Genomic DNA, 21,484 nt, shown 5'->3' on the forward strand with positions numbered 1-21,484 from the left:
TTAAACCTCCACTTCATAGGTATCCCAGATGTTTGCCGCAGCTTTTTCGTTCGTTTCTTCTTTGCTGTCCGGCGAAATCAGCCGCTTATTTAATGCAGGCGGTGTTAAAGGATGGCGCTTGATTCGGCGCCCTTCGTCTTCCTGCCACGCTTCCACAATGACGTGGGCGTTTGTTCCGCCGTCGGCAAAGCAGTTAATTCCTGCCGCCGGTATTGGTGACGGCCAGTCTGCCAGAGTGCGGCTGAACTGAATATTGGCCTTTTCTCTATCAAAATGTGTGTTTTCATGCTCGCCTGATAAAAACGGAATAAAGCTCTTTTCTTTCAGCATGAGAACAACTTTTATGAAACTTGCAATTCCTTCCGCGCAAAGCGGGTGCCCGATGTTCGGTTTCACAGATCCGATTCCGAGCGGGCCGGCGTCTTTTGAACGGTAGACGGATTGAATGGCCTTCAGTTCTAACAGATCCGTCACGACCGTGCCTGAACCGTTCGCTTCAATATGAGTAATGTCTTCCGGCTGTTTTCCGCTTTTTTCAAGAGCCGTCTTCATGACGGATTTTTGCGCTTCCAGACTCGGCGTAGCCGGGCCGGCCGTTCTTCCGTCATTATTGACGGATGCCGCCTTCACTACGGCATAAATAGAATCTCCGTCTTCAATCGCCTGAGACACGGTTTTTAATAGAACCATTCCGACACCCTCGCCCAGCACGACTCCATCGGCGCGTTCGTCAAATACATGGAACGACTGCGCTTTACTTAATATGCCGCGCTGTGCAAATAATTTATGGGTTTCTTCTGATTCAAACAGGCTCACGCCGCCGACGACGGCCGCTTTTATTTCTCCTGTTACAAGAGCCTGCACGGCCATATTCATTCCGACTAAAGCAGAAGAACAAGCCGTATCGAGGACAACGCTCGGGCCGCGCATATCAAAGTATTGAGAGAGATTTGCGGCCAAATAATTCTGGCCCAGTGCGACGATCGGGTTTTTCGCGTCCAGCAGTTTCTCTTCACCCGGTCTGTGACGGCTGCGTCCGCCGAGATACACACCTATTGCTTCTCCCTTTATCTCATCCGGCGTATAGCCCGCGTGATACCACAGGTTAAGGCATTCTTCCAGAGCGGCCAAAGCTTGAGGGTCCATTGCCTTTACATCTTCTTCTGCCAGTAAAAAGAAGTCCGGATCAAATTGATTGATTCCGTCAAGCATTCCCGCGTAATAAGGCGTCTTCCACCCCCATCGTTCAGCCGGAACAGGACGGATAGCCGAACGGCCTTCAGCCAAAAGCGACCAGTACGCCTCTAAAGAAGCCGCTCCCGGAAACCGGCAGGACATGCCGACGACCGCGATATCTTCCCGGTGAATCTGTTTTCCGGCCGGCTCTTCTTGCACCTTAACGGCTTGTGTTTCAATCACCGGCTCAGCCGGCTTCTTCAGAACAGGCTCCGCCGCCGCCAAATCAAACCGTTCTGACAAAACTTCTGTATATCCTTCGAGAAGCCAATTTGCGAAAGATTGAATCGTCGGATATTCATACAGAATGGACGGGTCAAGCGATGCCGAGAGATTCCGATTGATCCGCTGCAGAAGCTGGGCAAGGATAATGGAGTCCACTCCGTAATCTTGGAATAATACGTCTGTCTCAAGCTGATCCTGGTCAATCCGCAGCTCTTCAGAAAATAATTCTTTCAGCCATTCTTCTGTTTTCCTTGTTAATTGAGCGTTGTCTGCGGCAGTATCAGCGGTTTTTTCCGCCGGTTTTACCATAGCCGGACTCATTGGCTGATCCTGCCTGCTCCGCCGCAGGAATCGCTCCGGCTTCCACAGCTTAGGATTCAGAACGGCCGGCAGCACCGGGCCCCTTGCTGATTCAAGAAGTATGCCGTCAAGGAGCTGTAATCCTTCTGCATTCGTGATGCTGTATAGCCCGCTCTCTTTATAAGCTTTGTTCGTTACTTCGCCCATTCCGGTTTCTTTCCAGTTCGGCCACTGAATGCTTACGATCGGCAGCTGCTCTTTGTATGAGTTTGCAAAATAGTCCATATACGCATTGGCCATGGCATAGTCGGCCTGTCCTGCCGAAAGCGCCGGTATCGCAGCTGACACGGAAGAGAACAAGACGAAAAACTTCAGCGGCTCTTCGCTGAGCACACTGTATAACGCCTGAAGCCCGTCTACTTTCGGCTCGAGCACGCGCTGTATGTCTTCATCGGTTTTTCTGATGAATGCGAGCGTCTCTTTATCGGTCACACCCGCGCAGTGAATCACGCCGCCGATAGGTCCGAGCGTCTGTTTTATCTGACTCAGTTCCTGTCTCAGCCCGGCTTCATCAGCTAACGGGACTGACAATACCTTCACTTGTACACCTTTGGATTCCAAGTCGAGAACAGCTTCAATTTTCGCTTTTACAGAAGCCGTCACCCCATTCAGTCCGCCTGTCCACTCACTTCGCGGCGGAAGGGTCTCACGTCCTGTAAGCACCAGTTTTTTCACTCCGTAATGTTCGGCAAAATGGCGTGCGCATAAAAGACCGATCCCTCTCGTCCCTCCGGTGATCAGAAGCACATGGTTGTCCGGAAAATCAATTCTCTCGCCTTGCATATTCATATTTTCTGAGGCGCTCAATACGGCGCGGTAGCGCAAGCCGTCCCTCCGGCAAACTTCCGCGTCATCAGTACGGGCATGAAACTCATCGGCAATCTGCTTCGCCAGTTTGTCATCAGAAAGCGCTCCTTCAAGGTCGAGATGCCTTGAAGACAGATGACCGTACTCACATGCCAGCATTCTGTACAGACCGGCCCGTTTTGCTCCTGTTGTTTGATTGGCCTCTTTATTTAATGACTCAAGGTCTTTCGTGACACAAAGCAGTGTCATCCCTTCTTTATGCCCATGCTCAATCAATTGCTGAAGCCATTTGATTCCGGCCATGTCTTGAGAATCTTCTTTCGCTGCGCCGAGGAGGTCGATGACTCCGTCAAACGCCTGCCAGTCATATTCACCGGAAAGGTCTGATGCGGTGATGATACGGTGATTCGGCATATGCGCTGCAATCTCTTCTGCGAGATTGATCGTGTCCCCGCCTGTCAAAATCGCAACGGAACGTGCGCACGGTTCACGCAGTTCGAGCGGGCTCAGTTCCCATTGTTTCGTCAGAATACGTTTCATCCGTTCCTCTGTATGGACCTTCTTTTTGTCAGGATTCTCAGGCACCCAATACGTGTCTTTTGCGAACGGATAAGACGGAAGACTGAGTAAACGCGGCGTACCCTTTTCATACAGCCGGTTCCAATTCAACACGCCGCCTTTCACCCATACCTCTGCCAGCTTGGCGAATTTGCCTTTTCTGATCCAAGCGTCAATGACGATGTCCATATCTTCATCGGCCGTGAACAAGGCAAACGTATCTTTATTGCGGTGAGACTGGCCGGTATACAGCCCGGCGATGTTTTTCTCATTTTTCGTAAATGCTTCCAGCTTTGTTTCCAATTCCGCCATCGTCGCTGCAAGAATGGCCAAGCGCTCTTCCATTTCGTCCCTTCCGGTTTGCAGCGTATAAGCGACGCCCGCCAAGTCTTGATCTGTATACGGCGTTTGACGGATCGCTTTTTGCAGCTGCTGCGCCTGTTCAAACAATTTTTCTTTTGATTTGGCGGACAAAAGGATGATTGCCGGATTTTCCGGGCTGTGCTCAGGCTGAGCGGCTGCTTTCGGGACATACTCTTCAATGACGATATGGGCGTTGACCCCGCCGATGCCAAATGAGCTGACCCCGGCCCGACGCGGAATGGCATTTCCGTTTCTATCTTTTGCTGCCGTCCATTCCTGATTTTCCCGCACGATGTAGAAAGGACTGTCATCAAGCTGAATGTACGGATTGATCGTCTCGCAATGCAGGCTTTTCACCAGCGTTTTGTGTTTCATTTGCAAAAGCACTTTCATGACGCCTGATACCCCCGCGGCAAGCTCTAAATGGCCGATATTGCTTTTGACCGAACCGATGCCGCAGCGGTGACCGGAGACTTCGGGCTCTTGATTTGTTTTCGCCAGCTCGTGAAACGCCGCTTTCAGACCGTTTATTTCAATCGGATCGCCCAATTCCGTTCCTGTACCGTGCGCTTCAATATACGTGACGGTGCTCGGGTCCACTCCCGCTTTCCGATATGCTTTCACCAATAAATCAGCCTGCAGTTTCGGATTCGGCGAGGTTAACGTATTCGCCCGGCCGCCGTGGTTTTCAGCCGTACCGCGGATCACGCCGTAAATCGGATTGCCGTCACGTTCTGCATCTGTCAGTTTCTTCAGCATCAGAATTCCCGCGCCTTCTCCTCTGACATACCCGTTGGCATCTTTGGAGAAGGTTTTGCATTTTCCGTCTTTGCTGAGCATGCCTGCTTTGCTGTAGCTGATATGCGCTTCTTCCGTCAGAATCGTGTTGATTCCCCCGGCAATCGCCATGTCGCATTCTCCGTTTTCTATAGCGGATACCGCCCGGTGAATCGCCACAAGCGAGCTTGAACATGCCGTTTCAATCGGCTCGCTCGGCCCGTGAAGATTTAACAAATAGCTCAAACGGTTCGGACCTATGGAAGGAATCATGCTGCCTGTCGCCGCATGTCCTTCCGGCGCAAGACCTGCCCTTGTGAACAAATCTTTATAACCGGTATTTCCGGTGCCGATAAAGACGCCCGTATTTGTACCGGAAAGGCTTTCCGGCTTACAGCCCGCATCTTCTATCGCCCGCCATGCATAAGTCAATAACAGCCGCTGCTGCGGATCTAAATATTGGGCTTCCCGCGGTGAAATCCCAAAGAACAGCGGATCAAATTCAGCTATTCCGTCGATAAAGCCGCCCCACTTGATATTCGTTTTGTTCCCTTCAAGATTCGGGTCGCCATCAAACGCTTGCCAATCCCAGCGTTCTTTCGGAATGGTTGTGATCGAATCCTTTCCTTCTTTCAAATTGCGCCAAAATTCCTCTATATCCTTCGCGCCCGGGAATCGGCCGCTGATTCCGACAATGGCAACCGGGTCAAAGCGGCGCGGCTCTTGTGTCGCTGCCGAAGCGTTCATTACCGTTGCGAAGCGCTTTTTCCGCTGCATTTTCGGTTTTTGGGCTTTTGGCTGCTCTTTTTTCGGAGACTCTTTCTTCTTTTCGCCGAAACGGCCCGGATGCTCTTTTGCCAGATATCCGGCGAGACCGCTGATCGTTCCGTACTCAAAGAAAATCGTCGGCGCCAGCTCCAGCTGATACGCTTCATTTAATTGATTCGTAAAGACGGTAAAGGATACGGAATCAAAACCGTATTCACTCAATTCCGTATCTGTCTCAATGTCCTCACGGTCAACTTTTAAAATGCCGCTTACCATGGCTGTCAAAGCGGTGTGAAGTGTTTGAAGAGATTCTTCTGCATCGTGTTTTTCTTCCGGCTGAAAAGGAAGGCCGGCTTCTGCCTCATCCGTCAAATACTCTGCTAAACTGCGGATCGTCCCGTGTTCGAAGAAGATCGTCGGTGCCAGCTCCAGCTGATACGCTTCATTTAATTGATTCGTAAAGACGGTAAAGGATACGGAATCAAAACCGTATTCACTCAGTTCCGTATCAATATCAATCTCGTCTTGGCCGACTTTTAAAATTGAACTGACCAATCTGATAAGCGCACCGTGCCATTTGTCTCCCGAAACGGCGGATACAGGCTCTATTTTCTCCACCTGCGGCTTTTCAGTTTCAGAAACGGATAGGAACGACTGTTTTAATTTTGCAGCGTGTCCTTCAGATGCTAAAAGCTGCGGCTTTTCCTGAGCCATTCCTTCATAAAATGCAGCCAGGCCTGACGCCTTTTGAAGCGGAACCATGCCGAAAGCTTTTTTCATCATTCTCTCCGTCTCGTCTCCCGCCTGCATACCGCCATCTTTCCACAGCGTCCAGTTAAAGGCGACCGTTTTTCCGTGCCGAAGGCCATTCTCCGTAAGGGATTGCCTGTAAGCGGCGTATGCATCCATAAACGCGTTGCCGGCGGCATAATCAGCCTGCCCGACATTGCCGAGAACGCCGGAAACACTGGAGAACAATACGAAAAAGTCAAGATTGCAGTCTTTGCTGGCTTCATCTAAATAAGCGGTTCCGATGACTTTCGGATCAAGCACTTCCCTGAACTCTTCCTTTGTTTTTTGCAGCAGGAAGCGGTCTTGTATCACTCCCGCAGCGTGAATAATTCCGTTAAGCTTTCCGAATTCCGCCGTAATCTCTTTGATCAGCGCTTCATTTTCCCGCCGATCTGCCGCATTCAGCTTTTTGTAGACGACATTTGCGCCTGAGTGCTGAAGCATAGCAAGCTCACGCTGTTTGGCTTCTGCCAGATTTGAGCGGCCCGTCAGAATGATTTTCGGGTGTTTTACGCGACCTGCGATTTCTTTTGCGAACATCAAGCCCAGGCTTCCTGCACCTCCGGTAATCAGATATACACCTTCGTCTTTCCAGACGGTGCCGCCTCCTGCAGGATGCATTTCTTCCCAAGCCTTCACATACCGTTTTTCTCCTTTATAACGGATATGTTTATCATGCGGCCGATGACTGTCGTTTTTCAGTTTTTGAGCGACAGCCGGCATTTCGCCGATTGATTCCATTTCGATGAGCTGACAGTCAAGTTTTCCGTATTCCAGCTCGGCTGTTTTTAACAGACCTGTTAACCCTGCAAACAATTGCTGGCTGCCGTCTGCTGAGATAACGGTCTGAATCAGAATGCGGCCCTGCCTTTTTTCGCTGATGATCCGCCGGATGTGTTCAGCGATCGTCTGCCCATAGCTTTGGAATCGTTCAGCGGCTGTTTCACCCTCACCTTCTGCAATCAGCAGTTCGGCGTCTTTCAGGCCGGATGCCGCTTCATCTTTTATACGGCAGGCATCTTCACAAAGTATGATCAAATGCTCATCAGCATGGACAGAAGCTTTCTCGGATGCGGCGGCTTCTTTCCAGATCGGTGCAAACAAGACCTTTTCCGAGCCTGATAGCCGCTGAGCCGATTCTGCATCGCCTTCAAGCACTCTCGTAGAGAATCCTCTCACCTTCACGCAAAGCGCTCCTGTTTCGTCGAACAGGTCAATGTCGGCTTTCTGCACGGAATCACCGGTTTGATATCCTTCGCTGAAGCGTGCATGCGCCCGCATAGTCGGCGTGCATGCTTTGATGACTTCAAGATATTCCAGCGCAAACGGCAGAATCAGCTTTTGTCCGGAAAACTCCTGCATAATGCAGATCGTCGCCGTCTGAATAGCCGAATCAATGATGCTCGGATGAAGCGTAAATTGTCCGTTCGTGTAAGAAACAGAATCCGGAAGCTGTATGTCCGAGAGCACTTCTTTCTCGCCGATAAAGGCGGACTTAATGCCTTGGAAGGCTTTTCCGTGGAACATCCCCCTGCTCCGGCCTTCCCGATAAAAGGCCGCCGGATCAAGAATGTCCGCTGTGCATCTGTTTTGTATGGCAGAAAGGTCTCTCTCAGGCTCTTGTTCAGCCTTAATGATTTCGGCCCGTCCTTGGCTGTGCAGCACTTCTTCGCCGTCAGCGTTTACGCTGTAAATGTCATATGAGATGATGCCGTCCTCTTCAGGGAACAGCGCAATATGGACCTGGCGCTCTTGTTCGTGAACGACGATCGGCTTCATCCAGACGGTATGATGGAGCGTTATTCTGTCTTGGTCTTTTAATAAGCCGCCAAGCGCCCGTTTTACCGCTTCATAAGACATTTCCAAATATGCCGCTCCCGGCAGCACCGCTTTTTCCCTGACCACATGATCCTTCAGGAAAAATTCTGAGCCTGTAAACCGTGAGCTGAACCGCTGAACGGCCAAATCTGACGTATTTTGCTGCACGATCGGGTGTAAAACTGAGACTCCGGTGTGTGCGGCAGATGTGTTCTTTTCTGCTTTTTTCGGCCAGTACGGCTCCTTTGCAAACGGGTAGACCGGCACGCTGATTCGTTTCGGATGCTTGTCTTTGTAAAGCTTGTGCCAATTAATGGCGACGCCTTTACTCCACATTTCACAGAGCTTCGGTCCTTTTCCTTTCGCAAGCCATTTCTCAATGAGTTCAGCGCTGTCATCATCATCAGAAAGCCAGGCAATATCTTTCGCCTGCTGTTTTTCTCCTCTGAAGCAGCCTGTTACTGCCGGCTTATCATTGATAAAATCGGCAAGCTGCCGCTTCAGCTCCGCAGTGCCGCTTGTGATAAAGGCCGCGCGCTCTTCCATCGCTTCCCTTCCGACTTGGAACGTGTAGGCAAGATCAGCGAGGTCTGTGTCCGTTTTTCTTTCCAGAAAAGCCAGCAGCTGTTTTGCGTACTCCTTCAGACGATCTTTTTTTCTGGCAGACAACGGAATGATGAACGGACCGGCAGCGTCTGCTGCTTCGGATGCATCCGGATATTGTTCAAAAATCGCGTGTGTGTTTGTTCCGCCAAGACCGAAAGAGCTTAAAGCCATGCGGTGCGCTCTGTTCTCACGGGTTAACTCTTTCTTTTCTCCCGCTACGTAAAACGGAGAGTCTTCTAAATGAAGATTCGGATTCGGCTCTTTGTAATTGATGCTCGGCGCGATTTCCTGATGATATAAGCTCATGACAACCTTGATGCAGCCCGCCATTCCGGCCGCTGTATCCAAATGCCCGAGATTTGTTTTGACTGAACCGATGCCGCAGTATTGTTTTTTATCTGTATATCGGCCGTACACCGATTGAAGTGCGGACAGTTCGATCGGATCGCCGAGTTTTGTTCCTGTGCCGTGAGCTTCGACGTACGCGATCGTTTCGGGATGTATGCCCGTCTGATCAATGACCTTCTGAATGACCTCAGCCTGTCCTTTGACGCTCGGCGCATAAAATCCGACCTTATCCGCTCCGTCGTTATTGACGCCGATTCCGCGCAGCAGCGCATAAATATGGTCGCCGTCCTTAACGGCATCCGACGCTTTTTTCAAGAGCACGGCGCCGGCCCCTTCACCGCCGATCATTCCGTCAGCATCCGCGTCAAACGCTTTAATATGCCCGTCGCTTGAAAAATTCAGCCCCGGCTGATGAACATATCCGGCGCTTGATTCCGTATGAAGGGTCGCACCGCCGACAAGGGCGTACTTGGCTTCGCCGGACTGCAGGCTTTGAAAAGCCGAATGCAGGCCGATTAACGAAGATGAACAGTTGGCATGGACAAAATAGCTCGGCCCTTTCAACCCGAGTTTATGAGAAATCATCGTCGGAATCGTACCGCTTTGGGCAAGCACCCATGACACGTAGCCATCCGGCGTTTCCAGCTGTGCTGTCGTCTCCTCCGGCAGCAGGCTGCGGTAAGAGTTCGTGCTGGCAGACATATACACGCTTGTTTCCGGAATTTCTTTGGAGATATACCCCGCATCCTCGATTGCCTTCCATGAATGGAGCAAAAGCATTCTCAGCTGAGGGTCCATATATTCCGCATCTTTCGGTGAAAAGCCGAAGAAACCGGGATCAAACATTTCTTTCCCCTCTAAAACTGATTTAGCCGGAACGAAGCCGGGATGATCAGCCAGTTCTTCAGAAATACCGAATCGGCGGAGCTCTTCTTTTGAAAAGAAGGTGATGCTTTCTTTGCCTTCTTTGATGTTATTCCAAAATTCATAATGATCTTTCGCTCCCGAAAACTCACAGGATATACCGATAACCGCAAGGCTGTCCTCATAATAATCGGGAAATTCTCCCGCCGGGTGTTCCCGATCTTCTGTATTCACTTTCTTTTGCGGTACAGGAGCCAAAACGGCTTCTTTCGGTTTTTGTTCAGCGATATACCGGCTGATGTCTTTTACCGTCGCGTATTCAAACAGCTCCGTTACACTGAATTCACAATCCAATTCCTGCGTCATCCGGTCAGTGACAGTCACGGCAAGAAGCGAATCTCCCCCCGCATCAAAAAAGCGGTCATCAAGCTCTATATCTTTGCTTTTCAATACATCCTGCCAAATCGCCAGCACCGCCTGCTGGATATGAGATGATGAAAATGTTTGTGTGTCCGGCTGCTTTTCCGTCAGATCGCGGGCAGCAAGAAGCTTGCGGTCCACTTTTCCGTTCGGTGTGAGCGGCAGCTCTTCAAGACGGATAAACGAAGCTGGCGTCATATAGGCCGGCAGCGCTTGTTTCAAATGATTGCGCAATTCCTTTGCAGATGGAAGCGGCTCTCCGTTTTTCAGGATATAAAACGCGCAAAGCTTCTCATTTCCTGAGTGATTGTTCACAACCACTACGCTTTCCTGTACGGCCGGATGGGCATTCAGCCGACTCTCAATATCTCCGGGTTCAATCCGGTAGCCGCGGATTTTGACTTGGGTGTCCATCCGTCCCATGTATTCAATGCGGCCGCCGGGAAGAAAGCGCGCCATATCGCCTGTTTTATAAAGCTTTGATCCCAGTTCGAGCCGGTGGCTGACGAAAGCTTTATCTGTCAGCTCAGGCTTGTTGAAATACCCTCTTGCCAATCCGTCTCCCGCAATACAAAGTTCTCCCGGCACCCCTTCTAAAACAGGGTTGAGACCGGAATCCATAATATACACGCGGGTATTGGCGATCGGGCGTCCGATCGTAAGCGCGCTCTCATTCTCCGTTATCCGCTGCACCGCGGACCAGATTGTCGTCTCTGTCGGCCCGAACATATTCCAAGCCTCACTTTTCGTATCGAGAAACTGCTGCTTCAATTGTTCGCTAAGCGCCTCTCCGCCGCAAAGGATTTTCACATTTTCTTCATTTGACCATCCGGAATGAAAGAGCATTTTCCATGTAAACGGGGTCGCCTGCATGATCGTCGGTTTGTACTCTTGAATCAGCTCTTTCAGCTTCCGTGCGTCTTTTGTGACTTCTGTCTTACAGATGTTGCACTCCGCTCCTTTGATTAAAGGAAGGTAAAGCTCTAGTGCCGCGATGTCAAAGCAATATGTCGTGACGGCAAGCAGTTTGTCTTCGGACGAAAGCCCCGGTTCATTCGCCATCGAGAGTAAGAAATTGGTCAGCGCCCGGTGCGGAATCATCACGCCTTTCGGTTTGCCCGTGCTGCCCGACGTGTAAATGACATACGCCAGATCGTCAGGTGTCACTAACCGCTTCAGCGACGTTCTTTCCGCGGCTGTACTTTCAATATGAGACCAATCGCGGTCAATGGCAGTTGTCTGCACGCCTCCCCAGTTCAAAGAGTGCTCTAAATCAGCTGTCGTCAGGCACATTGAAATCCTGCTGTCGGCGATCATATATTCCAATCTGTCAGCGGGATAAGAAGGATCAAGCGGCACATACGCTCCCCCGGCTTTTAAAATGCCGAGAAGGCCGACAGCCATATGCAATGAACGGTTTGTATAAATGCCGATGAGATCATCAGGGCCTGCACCGTGCGCCTGCAAATAGAGCGCCAGCTTCGTGCTTTTTTCATCAAGCTCACGGTACGTCAGCTTTTGCTGTTCATACACGACCGCACAAGCGTCCGGCGTTTCTGCCGCCTGACGTTCGAATAATTCATGGAAGCAGGCATCCGGATATTCACGGCTTGTCTCATTCCAAGACTTAAGAATCATGTGCTCCTCTCTTTTTGTCATGAGAGAAACGTTCTCAAGCGGCGCATCCGGATTCGCCGTCAAAGCTTCAGCAGCCTGTACAAATTGGCTGAAAAGTCTGGCCGCCCCTGCTTCGTCGAATAATTCGGTGCTGTATTTAATCGTAAGATCCATGCCTGATGCTTCTTCCCACATTTCAAATACAAGATCATATTCCCCCTCTTGATGAATGTCTTTTACAAACTCACAGGAGAATTCCTTGTATTCATCAAGCATCGATTGATAGCTGGAATGCTGCAGAAAGTTCTGATAGAAAAAGGCATTGCTGAAAACAGGCGAACCGTTCTGCCGGGGTTTCGCATGCACATCACGCACCATTTTCGGAAACGGATAAAAGGAGTGATCCAGTCCGTCCAGAACGGCATCCTGCACCTTTTGAACAAAGTCAGCAAATGTTTCTTTTCGTCCGGCTCTGCTCCGTATGGGAAGCATGTTGAGGAAATGGCCGACCACTCGGTCAAAACGTTCTTCGGGTCTGACCATTGCAGGCATGCCTGTCACAATATCTTCCTTATCCGTATATTTGCTTAAAAGCACCATATAGCAGCTCAGCATGACGGTAGACAAATGAATCGAACGGGATGCGGCAAACGCCGTTATATTATTCAGCAGCCGTTCGGGAAGACGGCGTGTCAGCGTATCTTCTGTAAACTCCGGAACACTGCTGTCCGTGCGCATCGGCGGAAGCTGAAGGTCAGGCAGATCGCCCTCGAGCTGTTTCATCCAGTAAGCGCGGGCAGCTTTGCTTTCTTCACCCGCTAAATACCGCTTTTCCCAAGCCGCGAAATCGGGATGAATACCGGGAGCGGCAGCTGTAAACTCTTCTTTTCCCTCCAGCAGCGCCTGATAATGATCCAGCAGACTGTGAATAAATGTAATGGATGAAATGCCGTCAAACACGATGTGGTGAATGACCGTCAAAAGATAATGTTCCTCGGCGGATTTTGAAAGCAGCTGCACGCGCAGTAAAGGTCCGCTTTCTTTGACAAACGGCTCTTTCACTTTTTTCCGGATCAGAGCGGATATTTGTGATTCATTGACGTCAGAAATATCTTCTTCCGAGAATACAAAAGGATCTGCCGCTTCTATGAAATAAAACCCGCCGTCTGTTTCATTCACGGCGCTTTTGAGCATCGGATGCTGCTTTAATACGAGCTGAAACGCCTGTTTCAGTTTCTCTTTGTCGATTCCGGATGTGAATCGGAAACAGAGCGGGACATGGTATGCAGTCGTTTCAGGCGACATTTTCTGCAATGTCCACAGCCCTTTTTGGACTTCTGAAAGCGCTGGCGCCGTTTGCCGTCTCTCCCGTTCTGCCGGCGGTTCGGCTTTTTGGGGATGATGGTCCGCTGACATGTTTGCCGCTTTTTCAGCAGTATAAGCCGCTAAAGCGCCAATCGTCGGGTTTTTGTGCAGCTCTCTTGCCGTCAGCCGGATGTGATACGTTTTTTCAATTGATCTGGCGAGTTTCATCATCTTGATGGAATTGACGCCAAGACTTTGAAACGGCGTATTTGGATCAACGAGCTCATCCGCGATGGAAAGTTCCTCTTTCAGAAAACGGATAAAATCCCGTTCAATTTCTTTCTCTGCAGAAGCCGTGTCTGAATTGCTGCCTTCTTGTCTGTTATTATGTAATGAATCAAATTGCCCTTGTTCAAATGAATGTTTCAGCTGAGTGCGCTGGATTTTCCCGATCGCCGTCTTAGGAATGTCTTCTTTTGCGACCGGAAGCAGATAATCAGGGGTAACGCCGATTCTCTGTGTCACGTGCTGGTGAATGTGATGAAGAAGCTTCGTCATGCGGTTCTCATCCAACGGAACAGATGTCACAAAGAAAATCGCCAGCTCATCTGTCGTGCTTTGATTCGGCCGGACGGCGCATGCCGCTGTATATGACGTTTCAATTTCCGGCAATTCCTCAACGGCTGATTCAATGGCATGGCTGTAATAATTCACACCGTTGATAATGATGGCATCTTTCGTGCGCCCCGTTATCGTCAGGCGGCCTTCACGCAGAAATCCGAGATCTCCCGTTTCAAACCAGCCGTCTTCTGTAAAGACACTCTCATTTAAGTCCGGGCGCTCATAATATCCGCTCGTTACAGTCAGACCCGACACTTGGAAGCGGCCGATTTCTCCTTCTTCCACCACTTGATTGCGGTCATCCGTAATTCTCATATTAAATCCCGGGATCGGCAGACCGATCTCGACGAAACGATCGTCGTCATTCGTGTTTTCCAGTGTAAACTCATCTGAGAAAATAACGCCCGAAGACGTTTCGGACATTCCCCATGCGGGACGGATGGCATTAGCCGGCAGACCGTGCGGCTCTAAAAGCTCCATAATTCTGCGTCCGACTTTCGCAACCGCGGCCTCCCCGCCGTTCAGCATGTAACGCATGGAAGATAAGTCCCATTTCCGCGTTTGAATCTCTTCTGCAAAATCAGCAAGCAGCCCAAAGGCAAAATTTGGGGCCCACGTGACCGAAGCGCGGTAATGATCAATCAGGTCGAGCCATTTTAAAGGGTCCATCAAAATGGATTCGCTCGGTATGTTGATTTCCTCACATCCGAGATAAACATCACGCAGATGAAGCATTCCGATGCCGCCGACATGGTCAAAAGGCATCCAGTTAAACGTGACATCCTCACTTGTATAGCCCTGCATCTGAATATTTCCTTTGACCATGCAGACGATGTTTTCATGGCTGAGCATCACGGCTTTCGGCGTGCCCGTGCTTCCCGAGGTCAAAAGCAGCATCGCCAAATCTTCCGGACGGGGATGATGACAGTCCGTATCCATTTCGTGCGCACTGAGATCTTCTGCCGCCAAAGCGCAAAACCCGGAAAGCTCCTGCTCCTCCGCCCATTCAGTCATCTCCGGCAGCACGTCACGGCTTGTGATGACATACGGCTGATTCAAAAGCGTCCAAGCGTCTTTCAGTTTTTGCGTCCCGCTGTTCATTTCTGTATAAGAAGGAGCGGCCGCAAGCGGAACCGGGATCGCTCCTAAAAAAACACAGCCCCAAAAAGCAGGAATGAGCTGGGAATTGTCACTGAGCTGTAATATGACTTCATCCTGAGCCTTCACTCCTGATTGGCGGAGCCCTTTCACAATCGAAAGAGCGATCTTTTTCAGGCCGCTGTAAGTCTGGTACACTTTGGTGCCGTCAGGCTGTATAAATGTGATGCCCTTTTGATCTCCCGCTGCCGCGGCGGTTTTGTGCAGGACTTCAGGAATCGTCATCGGCTGATCCGCTGAAAGCCGCAATGATTTTCCATAGCTGACAGATGGCTTGAGTAACCCGCTTGCCTTCATATCACTTTTCATAGAGCTGCCTCCATTTCATCTGTATGTAAGATGTATGTCTTATACTCCGTACATCGTCGTGATTCGTTTTTTCACTTCATCATCATGAAACGTCTCATCGTGCATGATTAACTCCTTCTCAATGACGGCCGGAAGCTGCTCGCGAAACGGCGTCACCAAGTGCCTTTTCAATGTAATTAAAGAGTTTCTCGGTTTTTCTGCTAGCTCACGGGCCAATTCCTGCGCATAGTCTAGTACTTCCTGCCGAGGAAGCACCGGAAAAGGCACCCCTCTTTTCTCCAGGTCACCGCCGCGGTAATGGCCGCCGTTTAACAGCATTTCATGGCCGAGGCTTGCCCCAAGCTTCTCCGGAACGATAAAGGTAGCGCCCATTCCGGGGGTGAAACCGTATTTCATAAAGTTTGCGGTATACACGCTTTCTTTGCTTAAAATGACAAAATCACTGAAAAGCCCCATGACAAATCCGCCTCCGATTCCGTGGCCCTGCATGGCGGAAATGACGGGAATATCACATTCCAGCGCCAAAGAGTACATGCGGTCTTCCGTAAACTTCGTGATGCCCTGCTGAATCCTGAGCAGGCCTTCCTGTGTGCCTCCGGAAGCAAAGTAATGGCCGTATCCTGTTAAAATCACAGCTTTATAGACTGACGATTTTTTTATACGGGTGAATGCTTCCATCAATCCATCCGTCAGTTCTTTGGAGAAGGCGTTTTTATGGGCTTTATCCTGCATTGTCACTTGGATAATATCCGGTTCAATTTCGAGCAGTTCAACTGCGGCGTTCGGCATGATATCCTCCTAACTGTTCTCCGTTTCCCAAGGAAGCCGCCCCGTTTCTGCATAACGGGTGATGGCTGATTGGTTATCCGGATCTGAAAACATCGCTTGATTTTCGGCTAGAGCAATGGATTTCGAACGATGAACAAGGTCGTTTAAGGAATCCATGTATTTTTTATAGCGGATGACTGCTTTTTTCGACAGCGGGCGGAGGCGCAGCAAATGCTTTCTCAGCTCTGTTGCTGAGTCCGGGACGCATACGTCACAAAGTCCCCATTCAAGCGCCTGGCGTGCCGGCACGGGCTTTGTCATGATCGTCATATAATGCGCCTTTTGAAATCCGATTCTTTGAATTAAAAACGGCAGAACGCAGGCCGGATAAAGTCCGAATAACAGTTCAGATAAACTGAACGAAGCATTCTCCTCTGCTATGACGATATCGCACGCGGCGGCAAAACCGACACCTCCCGCATTTACTTGTCCGCGGACGCGGGCGATTGTAATGTACGGCCCGGATTTTAATGCCAGCCACAAACGGTAAAGCGGCTCCTGCGATTCCGCATGCTGCATTCCCTGCCTCATTTTCCGGTACATCTCATCAAAATCCGCCCCGAAACAAAATACCTCCGGCTGCCCTTCAAGCACTACGGAGGTCACGGAGTCTTCACATTCAGAAAGAACATGCAGGCATTCCTCCACTAAACGCTCATTAATCGTATTGTTGGCTTCAGGCCGATCAAAGGTGATGAAGCAGACATTTTGCTGAAAACGGACGTTTATCGTTTCATAGGTCACGATATCCACCTGTATTTCCGATGAAATTCCGTGATTTCTTCCAAATATAAACGGGGACTCCCGGCATGATGGTCTAAAATGTTCGGAACCATATTCATATCCAATTTGACATTCCGGGTACCGAACTTCACCAAACCGCTGCCTTTAAACAGTTCTTCATATTCTTCCATGGACAGCCTGTACCTGTTGTTCAGATGCTCTTCTATTTTGAAAGAATGCTGCCGCGCTTGCCCTTCAGGCGTCACAACGCCGCTGTAAAATTCCGAACAGCATCCGGAGCCGTAGGAGAAACAGCCGATCCGCTTAGAAGTGCCGAATGCCCCTTGGTCAATCGTGCTTGCAAGAGCCAGTAAAGAGGCTGCCCCCATAATGTTTCCGACTCTTTGGCAGTAGCGGAGCCCCGGCTCTACTCTGGTTTGAAAATCTTGTTCGATCTCAGCGTTTTTCGCTTTTGCAAGCTTGCGCATCATCGTCCGGTGGGCCCCTTTGACCATGCCGCCAAACGGTGTATGGAAGGCAAGATAGTGAAACGTCTCTTTGTAGTCAGCGCCCGGCACACGGTTTTTGTACTCGCGAAATGTCTGTTCACAGCAATCGAGGTAAGACATCAATGACAAATCGGCGTCACCGGCTTCACTGTCCGGGATCGGACGGCATGTATCCATCACCTCATAGCCGTAGTAGCCGTTAGCGCCCACATCCGCCTGAAATACAATTGGATTTTCACCGATCAATAAGGCGACGGCACCCGCTCCGGCGCTCGGTTCTGCGTAAGACCAATCCTCGCTTAACGCATCGCCGCCTTCGGCAATTAAAAACCGGGAAATATCCGTCGCGACGACAAGCGCCTTCGCTCCGGGGGATGTCTGCGACAAAATAAAGTTAAGCGCCATCTGCAAACCCGCCGTTCCTGAATAACAGGCTTGTTTCAGTTCAAATAAACGGCAGTTCCGGTTGAGGCCTAAGTAATCATGAATATATGTACTGAGTGATTTTCCGAAGTCGATGCCGGACTCCGAGCAGGTAATCAGCAGCTCGATTCTGTCTTTTTCAGCCTCTGTCAATCGGTCGATAATCGGCTTTGCCGCGTTAACGCCGAATGTAACGGGGTCTTCGTACGGAAGCGCCACCGCTTTTTCTTTCATCAGTAAATTCTCAAATCTGGCAGGGTCTAAGTTTCTGTACTCCGCCAGCTGCATGACATCAAGGTATGCTGTCCCGCCAAACACATTTATCGCTTCTATTCCGGCAGCCGCCATGAACTTCGCCTCCAATATGAATTTTGAGTTTCCGATTATTTCACCGTTTTATCAGACAGCCTGTACCTTTTCATAAAGCTTTGCCGCCAATTCGCCGATGTTTGACACTCCCGTCAGCTCAACACGCGGGATCTGCAGTGATAATTCTTCAAGCATCATCGTGATAATTTCGGCGCGGTCCACTGAATCCGCCCCCAGATCAACTAACCGGTCTTCCTGCGAAAGCTGTTCGCCTTCTAAATCAGGTAAAACCTCGTAGATTGTGTTCTGCAGCAATTCAAAGATTCTTTCTTTACTCATTGTCAGTTCCTCCCTGTTTCATCTTTTATGAATATTCCATGTTTTCAATCTATCATTTCGTCTTGTCAACACGTTTGCAAAAATGAACCTAACTTCTGATTCAAAAGCGAGGCCGTCTCTTCCATAAGCCGCATGCCGATACCATCGGCATGGCGGTTTTTCCAGGACTCCAGCTCCGTACCTTTCACCCATTGATTAAAGGCGCCTAATGCCGGGCCGCAATGAATCTGGAAGTCTACCTTGGCATCCGGGTCTCCTTTAATCGCCGAAGCAGAGCTTTGCCTGAAATACCATTTGAATATGAGCGCCATTTTCTGTTTCGGATTCCGTTCGGCTTTTGAAATGTCTTCATTCGAATAATGAGCCTTCACTTTGTCATAAATACTGCTTACACTTGCCTTAAAATACTTCTCTTCTATTTGTCTGAGTGTCTTTTCATCAATTTCTTCAATTGAGCGGTGACGCTGATACAGTTCATGCAGCTTAGAGGCGCGGGTCGGAAAGAACAGCCCTTTCTTTAATACCTGCACCTTGCTGCCTGATTCAAACATATCGCCGGCCGGCGCGTAGGCCGTGTCCTGTACATTCATCTGCTGCAGGAGGTCCTTTACGAGGCCGCTCGTCGCTGCCTCAACGGTGCATTGGTTAATAGATCCGGTCACAATAAAATCAGCGCCGAGCATAAATGCGGCCATGGCAGCCTCGGGCGTTCCGATTCCCCCTGCGGCTCCGACGCGGACAGTTTTGCCGTATCGGTATTTTTTCATCATGTCATCTCGTAAACGGATGATCGCCGGCATGAGACTGTAAGCAACTCCGCCGTCAGTGTGGCCGCCTGAATCAGCCTCTACGCAGATGTCATGCGCAACGGGTATTTCTCTCATCAGACTTGCTTCTTCAGCGGTAATTTTGTTTTCGGCTGCAAGTTTCTGCAGAATGTGATCAGGCGCCGGGCTGAGAAACGCTTCCGCTACTTCCGGACGGGACAGCTTGGCGATAATCCGCTGACGCGCTATTATTTGTCCGCCGGCACCGCGTTTTAACCCCTTAGCGCGAAACCTTACTAAAGCGGGAGTAACCGTTAAAAACGCTGATGCTTCCAAGTTCTGAATCCCATGCTTCAGTAAAAGATCAATCATTTTTTCTTCTGAATCTGTATGCTTCATGTTATGTACAACATTTATGCCGAAGGAACCGCCGTCACGAAGCTCATGCTGAATTGACAAAATGGCGTCCTCAACGTGCGCGATGTTCAAACCGCCCGTTCCGAAAAAGCCCATCATTCCTTTTTCAGCCAGTTTGACAACCATTTCCTTCGAAGAAATTCCGCGGTACATGCCGCCGGCCAAGTAGGCGTATTTCAATTGATAATCGCGCTTAAACTCTTCATTTCCTAAAGACGCCGCCGTAATTGAGCTTTTTCCAGCCTCAGCCGGGACTTTGATTTCATCTGTTATCGGCTCCGCTTCAGTCGTAATTCTTTGTATCAGCCCCGTCAGCACTTTTCCGGGACCGATTTCCTCAAAGCTCATGTTCTTTCTTCCCATTAAGAAACGGATGCTGTCTGTCCAGTTCACCGATCCCGTTATTTGTCCGGTGAGTGTCTCTTTCAGCTCTCTCTGCTCATAGGGTCTTGCCGTCACATTTGAAATGACCGGGATGGACAGCGGCTTAAAATGGAAAGATTCAATAAACCGTGAAAACTCTTCCTTCGCTTCCAGCATGTATCTGGAATGAAAGGCGCCGCTGACATTTAAGCGGTGAACCATTTTTACGCCGTTTACGGCTTCAAAAACGGATGCTGCTTTTTCAATATCTTCTTTATATCCGGAAATGACAATTTGCTGCGGTGTGTTCATGTTGGCGATATCAATCATATCCAAGTGATTTTCTCTTAAAACATCCGTCACCTGCTCATGAGTCAGGCCGATCACCGCTGCCATGCCGCCTCCTTTTGCGCGGCTCATCAGTTCGCCCCTTTTTTTGACCAACTGTAAGCCTTCTTCAAAATCAAAGGCGCCCGAAGCGTATAACGCGTTATATTCGCCCAAACTGTGTCCGGCGGTAAAATCCGGTTTCAAGCCGGTTTCTTCTGTTTTTTTCAAATAACTGAGGGCATTGACGACATAGAGCGCCGGCTGAGTGAATTGAGTCTGATTGAGACGTTCTCCGTCCCGGCACAGCTCCTGAATGGAATATCCGAGAATGTGATCGGCCTTTGCGGTTAATTCAGGATAGCGGCCGAACAGGTCCTCCCCCATCCCTATTCTTTGCGAGCCTTGGCCTGGAAAAACAAAGCTGATCATCTTACAGTCTCCTTCCGGGCGGTGATAAAATGCTGTCTTCTATTTGCTGCAAATGTGTTTGTTCTTTATGAAACGGCGTCATAATGGCACGGATGCGTTCAGCCGATCCTGCAGGAAGAATCTGTTTGGCAAATGCGGCCAATGTTCCGGAAGGCCCGGCATCAATATAGAATCCTTTTTGGCGGCTGTCTGCGAATTGAAGCGCTTCGCGGAATCGAATCGGCTTTCTTACGATATCCCAGAAAAAGTCCGCTTGTATATCGGTCTCAGCCTCTCCGATCGCACTGGAGATGTACGGTATAAACGGAGTCCGGATTGATTTCTGAGCTAAAAAGCGCTTGTACGGCTGTTCCGCCTGATCAACCAGCGCTGAGTGAAACCCGTAAGATACCGGCAATAGCTGATGAGGAATCTGCTTTTCTCTCAGATCGTCCATGATCTTTTTGATATGTTCCCGCTCTCCCGAGATGACAAAGTGAGAATGATAGTTTACAGATGCCAATTCACTATGTTCGCCGAGCAGCGGATCATCTTGATATAAAGCCGGATCACCCAGTATCGCAAGCATGCTGCCGTTACGGCAAGTTTCCGTAACGATTCGGGCCTGTTCCAGCACGCAATCTAAAGCATCCTCGGCGCTCAGCACGCCCGACACAGCGGCCGCTGCATACTCTCCGAGGCTTGCTCCGATCACATAATCGGGACGTATGCCTCTTTGCTCCAAAGCATATGCAAGTGCGTACTCAGCCATAAAAATGGCAGGATGGCTGAAAAGAAGGCGGTCAAATGGATCAGACAGACGATTGCCTGTATGATACATCTCTTTAAGGACAGAGTAACCGAAACGGCTGACTGCAAAATCGTCCAAGTCAAGCATTTTCTGCCGAAAAGCGGCGTTATGTGCAAACAGCTCTTTCCCCATTTGATAGTATTGGGAACCCTGTCCAGAAAACATGAAAACAATTGGCTGGTTCATTTGTTCTCCTTTTTGCTCTTTATTTTTTCAAAATATTGATTTGTGAGTTTTTCGTGATGTCGTGTGCAGGTGAAGTGGTCGTGATGTTGTATGGCTGGCACTATTGTGTGAGATAAGAA

At 49.8% G+C, this 21,484-nt stretch carries 7 protein-coding genes; all 7 read right to left on the reverse strand.

Going from position 1 to position 21,484, the window contains the following annotated elements; genetic code table 11:
* The 7 genes from BGM27_RS00860 to BGM27_RS00890 all read right to left on the reverse strand — a co-directional run bounded on the left by BGM27_RS00860 (window position 1) and on the right by BGM27_RS00890 (window position 21,365).
* Window positions 1-14,952, reverse strand: a complete 14,952-nt coding sequence (locus BGM27_RS00860) for a non-ribosomal peptide synthetase (protein ID WP_020954016.1) — start codon at window positions 14,950-14,952, stop codon at window positions 1-3.
* Window positions 14,953-14,991: 39 nt separating this feature from the next.
* Window positions 14,992-15,741 (reverse strand): polyketide synthase, encoded by a 750-nt coding sequence (locus BGM27_RS00865; RefSeq protein ID WP_003154094.1) that lies wholly within the window; start codon window positions 15,739-15,741, stop codon window positions 14,992-14,994.
* Window positions 15,742-15,750: 9 nt separating this feature from the next.
* Window positions 15,751-16,524 (reverse strand): enoyl-CoA hydratase/isomerase, encoded by a 774-nt coding sequence (locus BGM27_RS00870; protein WP_007409843.1) that lies wholly within the window; start codon window positions 16,522-16,524, stop codon window positions 15,751-15,753.
* On the reverse strand, window positions 16,521-17,783 hold the full coding sequence (locus BGM27_RS00875; RefSeq protein ID WP_007409842.1) for a hydroxymethylglutaryl-CoA synthase family protein: 1,263 nt from the start codon (window positions 17,781-17,783) through the stop codon (window positions 16,521-16,523). The genes BGM27_RS00870 and BGM27_RS00875 overlap by 4 nt, the downstream gene beginning before the upstream one ends.
* A gap of 51 nt (window positions 17,784-17,834) precedes the next feature.
* Window positions 17,835-18,083: an acyl carrier protein gene (locus BGM27_RS00880; protein WP_007409841.1), complete on the reverse strand. Its 249-nt coding sequence runs from the start codon at window positions 18,081-18,083 to the stop codon at window positions 17,835-17,837.
* A gap of 65 nt (window positions 18,084-18,148) precedes the next feature.
* Window positions 18,149-20,389, reverse strand: coding sequence for an ACP S-malonyltransferase (gene fabD / locus BGM27_RS00885; RefSeq protein ID WP_007409840.1), 2,241 nt, complete (start codon window positions 20,387-20,389; stop codon window positions 18,149-18,151).
* A 1-nt stretch (window position 20,390) separates the two neighbouring features.
* Complete coding sequence (locus BGM27_RS00890; protein ID WP_007409839.1) at window positions 20,391-21,365, reverse strand: acyltransferase domain-containing protein; 975 nt, start codon at window positions 21,363-21,365, stop codon at window positions 20,391-20,393.
* Window positions 21,366-21,484: the final 119 nt, after the last annotated feature.

The sequence above is a fragment of the Bacillus sp. FJAT-27001 genome (assembly GCF_019039175.1).
Lineage (GTDB): Bacteria > Bacillota > Bacilli > Bacillales > Bacillaceae > Bacillus > Bacillus velezensis.